4 protein-coding genes are annotated in these 4,961 nt (G+C 72.5%); 3 read left to right on the top strand and 1 reads right to left on the bottom strand.

Annotation, left to right across the window (positions count from 1 at the left end; genetic code table 11):
* The 3 genes from NQ160_RS18420 to aqpZ all read left to right on the top strand — a co-directional run.
* A partial coding sequence (locus tag NQ160_RS18420; protein ID WP_257516576.1) for an AAA family ATPase occupies window positions 1-780 on the top strand: 780 nt, incomplete at its 5' end.
* Window positions 781-854: 74 nt separating this feature from the next.
* On the top strand, window positions 855-2,171 hold the full coding sequence (locus NQ160_RS18415) for a DUF58 domain-containing protein (protein ID WP_257516575.1): 1,317 nt from the start codon (window positions 855-857) through the stop codon (window positions 2,169-2,171).
* A gap of 330 nt (window positions 2,172-2,501) precedes the next feature.
* Window positions 2,502-3,230, top strand: coding sequence for an aquaporin Z (aqpZ, locus tag NQ160_RS18410; protein WP_257516577.1), 729 nt, complete (start codon window positions 2,502-2,504; stop codon window positions 3,228-3,230).
* A gap of 60 nt (window positions 3,231-3,290) precedes the next feature.
* Here aqpZ and katG read toward each other — a convergent pair.
* Window positions 3,291-4,961: catalase/peroxidase HPI (gene katG / locus NQ160_RS18405; protein WP_257516574.1), on the bottom strand; the 1,671-nt coding region annotated here is incomplete at its 5' end.

Here is a 4,961-nt window from a genome sequence, read left to right as displayed (position 1 = left end):
CGGGCGATCGGCCTGGACACCAAGCGCGTGCAGTTCACGCCGGACCTCATGCCCGGCGACGTCTCCGGGTCGCTGGTGTACGACGCGCGCTCGGGCGAGTTCGAGTTCCGCGAGGGACCGGTGTTCACCAATGTGCTGCTGGCCGACGAGATCAACCGCACGCCCCCCAAGACCCAGGCCGCACTCCTCGAGGCCATGGAGGAGCGCCAGGTTTCGGCCGACGGGGTCACCCGCCCGCTCCCGGACCCGTTCCTCGTCGCGGCGACGCAGAACCCCGTGGAGCACGAAGGCACCTACTCGCTCCCCGAGGCCCAGCTGGACCGCTTCCTGCTGAAGCTCGTCATCGGCGTCCCCGCACGCGATGCCGAGCTCGCGGTGCTGCGCCGCCACGCCGACGGGTTCCGGCCGGGTGACCTCGATGCGGCGGGCCTGAGCGCAGTCGTCGGGGCCGACGAGATCCGCGCCGCCCAGCGCGCCGCGGCATCCGTCGCCGTCGCCGACGACGTGCTCGGCTACGTCGTCGACCTGGCCCGGGCCACCCGGCAGGCGCCGTCCGTGCAGCTGGGTGCGAGCCCGCGCGCCGCGACCGCCCTCCTGGCGGCGGCCAAGGTCTGGGCGTGGCTGGGCGGCTACCCCGCCATCACGCCCGACCACGTGCAGGCCATGCTGGTGCCCGCCTGGCGGCACCGGCTGCGGCTGCGACCCGAGGCGGAGATCGAGGGCGTGTCGGTGGAGGCGATCCTCGCGTCGGTGCAGCAGCAGACCCCCGTGCCGATCTGAGCCGGCGTCCGCCCGCCGCATCCCGCGTCCCACGTCTCCGTCCCACGCCTCCGACCCACGTCTCGGAAGGAACCATGTACGTCACCGGCCGTCTTCCTGCACTGGTCGCCCTCGGCGTCGTGCCCGTGGTGCTGCTGGGCTCGGCCGGCATCGCCCCGTGGGCGGTCGCCGGGGTGTGGCTCGTGCTGTGTGCGCTGGCGACGGGCGTGGATGCCGCAACCGCCCCGGACCCCCGCGGGTTGAGCGTCACGCGCACCGGTCCCACCCGCACCAGGCTCGGCGAGCGCGTCGACACTTCGCTCGTCGTGCACAACGGCGGCCCACGGCGGCTGCGCGGCCACCTGCGCGATGCCTGGCAGCCCACCGCTGGCGCGCCGGAGGGCCGCGCTGCGCTGGACGTCCCGGCCGGCGAGCGCCGGACGATCCCGATGCCGCTGCGGCCACGGCGGCGGGGCGAGCTGCGCAGCGACTTCGTCGTCGTCCGCTCCGGCGGACCGCTCGGCATGGCGGGGCGGCAGGCGCGCCTCGAGGCGCCCGGCGCCGTGCGGGTGCTCCCGCCCTTCGCGTCGCGGCGTCACCTGCCCTCACGATTGGCGCGGCTGCGCGAACTCGACGGCAACACCAGCGTGCAGGTGCGCGGACAGGGCACCGAGTTCGACAGCCTGCGCGAGTACGTCCGCGGCGACGACGTGCGCTCCATCGACTGGCGCGCCACCGCTCGCGCCGGCACGACGATGCTGCGCACCTGGCGCCCCGAGCGGGACCGGCACGTCGTGATCATCGTCGACACCGGGCGCACCGCCGCCGCGCGGGTCGGGGACGGCGTACGCCTGGATGCCGCGATGGAGGCGGCCCTGCTGCTGGCCGCCCTCGCCTCGCGCGCCGGCGACCACGTGCATCTGGCGATGTTCGACCGGGTGCTGCGGGCGCGGGTCACCGGCATCGACGGACCAGCGCTCCTGCCGGCGATGGTCGACGCGATGGCGCCCGTGGAGGCGCAGCTGATCGACACCGACTGGGATGCCGCCTTCGCGCAGGTGCGCGCCCTCACCTCCCGCCCGTCGCTGGTGGTGCTGCTGACCGCGCAGGACTCCCCCGAGTCCTCCCGCGGGTTCCTCGGGTCGCTCGGCGCCGTCGCGCGGCGGGCCCACGTGCTCGTCGGCACCGCCACCGACGCGACACCGGACGCGCCCGCCGAGCCATCCGGCGGCCGGCGTACCGCCGACGACGTCTACCGCGCCGCGGCCGTGCAGCGCAGCGCACGCGATGGCGCACGGGTGGCCGCCGCCATCGCACGCGCCGGCGGCGATGCGCTCAGCGCTTCAGCCGACGACCTGCCCCCGCAGATCGCCGACCGCTACCTGGCGCTCAAGGCCGCCGGGCGACTCTGAGCGGTCGGTGCCCTCGGCGTCAGCCGGCAGGCGGTGCACAAGAAGGGAGCGGTCCGCCGCGCGCCGGCCGCGCCGCCTGGCGACCGTCGTGATGCGACCGCTGTACCGCGTCGCGCTGTGGATGCAGGTCACACAGCTGGCCACCGGCATCAGTCGCGTCTTCCGGGATTGAGCGCTCTGCGGGCTCGCCACTGCGCCGCTATCGAGTCAGGCTCCGGCGGGCTACTGTGAGCGGCGAAGGGAGCCACAACCATGAGCAATGATCCTCGCCCGGAAGAACACGTCGCCCCCACGCCGCTCGACCACGCTGCCGCCCCCGGGGGCCCGAGCATGGCCCTGCGGATGTCCGCGGAGGCCATGGGCACCTTTCTGCTGGTGTTCGGCTCCATCGGCGCCGCCCTGTTCGCCGCGGACTACGGCGTCGGCCCCGAGGGCACGTCCCTCGGCATCGGATTCGTCGGGGTCGCCCTCGCCTTCGGCCTCACGGTGGTCGCCGGCGCCTATGCCTGGGGTCCGATCTCGGGTGGCCACTTCAATCCGGCCGTGACCCTCGGGCTGGCCGCGGCGGGTCGCTTCCCGTGGCGCGAGACCCTCGCCTACATCGTCGCGCAGCTCGTGGGCGGCGCCGTGGGAACCACCCTCCTCGTGCTCATCGGGCTCTTCGGCCCCGACGGCTGGCTGCGCTCCGCTCAGGACGGCGGCTTCGCAAGCAACGGCTTCGGCGAGCACTCCCCCGGCGGGTTCGGTCTGGGCGCCGCGATCATCGCCGAGATCCTGTTCACCGCGATCTTCGTGCTCGTGATCCTGGGGGTGACCCATCCGTCCCGGGGAACGAAGCTCGCCGGACTGGTGATCGGTCTGACGCTCACCCTCATCCACCTGGCATCCATCCCGATCGACAACACGTCGGTCAACCCCGCCCGCTCCATCGCCACGGCCCTCTACGGCGGTCCTGACGCGCTGCTGCAGCTCTGGGTGTTCATCGTCTTCCCGATCGTCGGGGCCCTCATCGCCGGCTTCTGCCATCGGGCGCTCTTCGACGGACGCGAACTGGGCTGAGCGCACGCGAAGCGGCCCGCCCCCGAGGGGGACGGGCCGCTGTGCTGCCGTGCGGGTGGATCAGCGCAGGTCGAAGCGGTCCAGCTCCATGACCTTGCCCCACGCGGCGACGAAGTCGCGCACGAACTTCTCCTGCGCGTCATCGCTCGCGTAGACCTCCGCGAGGGCGCGGAGCTCGGAGTTGGAGCCGAACAGCAGGTCGACGCGTGTACCGCGGCCGACGCGCTCGCCCGAGCCGTCCTTGATGCCCTCGAACGCCTGCGAACCGGGGTCCAGCGGCGTCCACGTGGTGCCGAGGTCGAGCAGGTTCACGAAGAAGTCGTTCGTCAGCACACCCGGCCGGTTCGTCAGCACGCCGTACTCGGAGCCGTCCCAGTTCGCCCCGAGCACCCGCAGGCCACCCACGAGCACCGTCATCTCGGGCGCCGTGAGGGTCAGCAGGTTCGCCTTGTCGACGAGGTGGTGCTCCTGCGGGAGGAACGCCTTGGGTCCGTAGTAGTTGCGGAAGCCGTCGGCGGCAGGCTCGAGGTACGCGAACGAATCCGCGTCGGTCTGCTCCTGCGTGGCGTCGGTGCGGCCCGGGTGGAACACCACGTCGGCGTCGACACCGGCGGCGTGTGCTGCCTTCTCGACCGCCGCGTTGCCGGCGAGCACGATGATGTCGGCCAGCGACACCTTCTTGCCGTCGGTGCGCCCCTCGTTGAAGGCGCTCTGCACGCCCTCGAGGGCGTCGAGCACGAGCTTCAGCTGCGGCGGGTTGTTGACCTGCCAGTCCTTCTGCGGCGACAGGCGGATGCGGGCGCCGTTCACGCCGCCGCGCTTGTCACTGCCACGGAACGACGATGCCGCCGCCCAGGCGGTGGACACGAGCTGCTCGGTCGTCAGACCGGTGGCGAGGATCTGCTGCTTCAGCGCTGCGGCGTCTGCCGCGTCGATCAGCACGTGGTCGACCGCCGGCACCGGGTCCTGCCAGATGAGCTCTTCGGTCGGGACCTCGGGGCCGAGGTACCGAGCGATGGGGCCCATGTCGCGGTGGGTCAGCTTGAACCATGCGCGGGCGAAGGCGTCACCGAAGGCCACCGGGTCTTCGAGGAAGCGACGCGAGATCTTGTCGTACTCGGGGTCAACGCGCAGCGCCAGGTCACTGGTGAGCATGCGGGGCTCGCGACGGGTCTGCGGGTCGTGGGCCATCGGCACCATGTCGGCGCCGCCGCCGTTCTTCGGGCGCCACTGGTGCGCACCGGCGGGGCTCTTCATGAGCTCCCACTCATAGGCGTAGAGGATGTGGAAGAACTCGTTGTCCCAGCGGGTGGGGTGGTAGGTCCACGTCACCTCGAGGCCCGACGTGATGGTGTCGTCGCCCTTGCCGGTGCCGTAGTTGTTCTTCCAGCCCAGGCCCTGCATCTCCAGACCCGCCGCCTCGGGGTTGTCCTCGAGGTTGGAGTCGGGGGCGGCGCCGTGGGTCTTGCCGAAGGTGTGGCCGCCGGCGATGAGCGCGACGGTCTCCTCGTCGTTCATCCCCATGCGCGCGAAGGTCTCGCGGATGTCGCGTGCCGAGGCGAGCGGGTCGGGGTTGCCGGCCGGGCCCTCGGGGTTGACGTAGATGAGACCCATCTGCACTGCGGCGAGGGGCTTTTCGAGGTCCCGCTCACCGGTGTAGCGCTCGTCGCCGAGCCACGTGGTCTCGGGGCCCCAGTACACGTCGTCGTCCGGCTCCCAGACGTCGGCGCG

It is taken from the genome of Microbacterium sp. zg.Y909 (assembly GCF_024626565.1).
The sequence above is the reverse complement of the archived record's forward strand: the minus strand, read 5'-3'. Positions and strand labels throughout refer to the sequence as shown.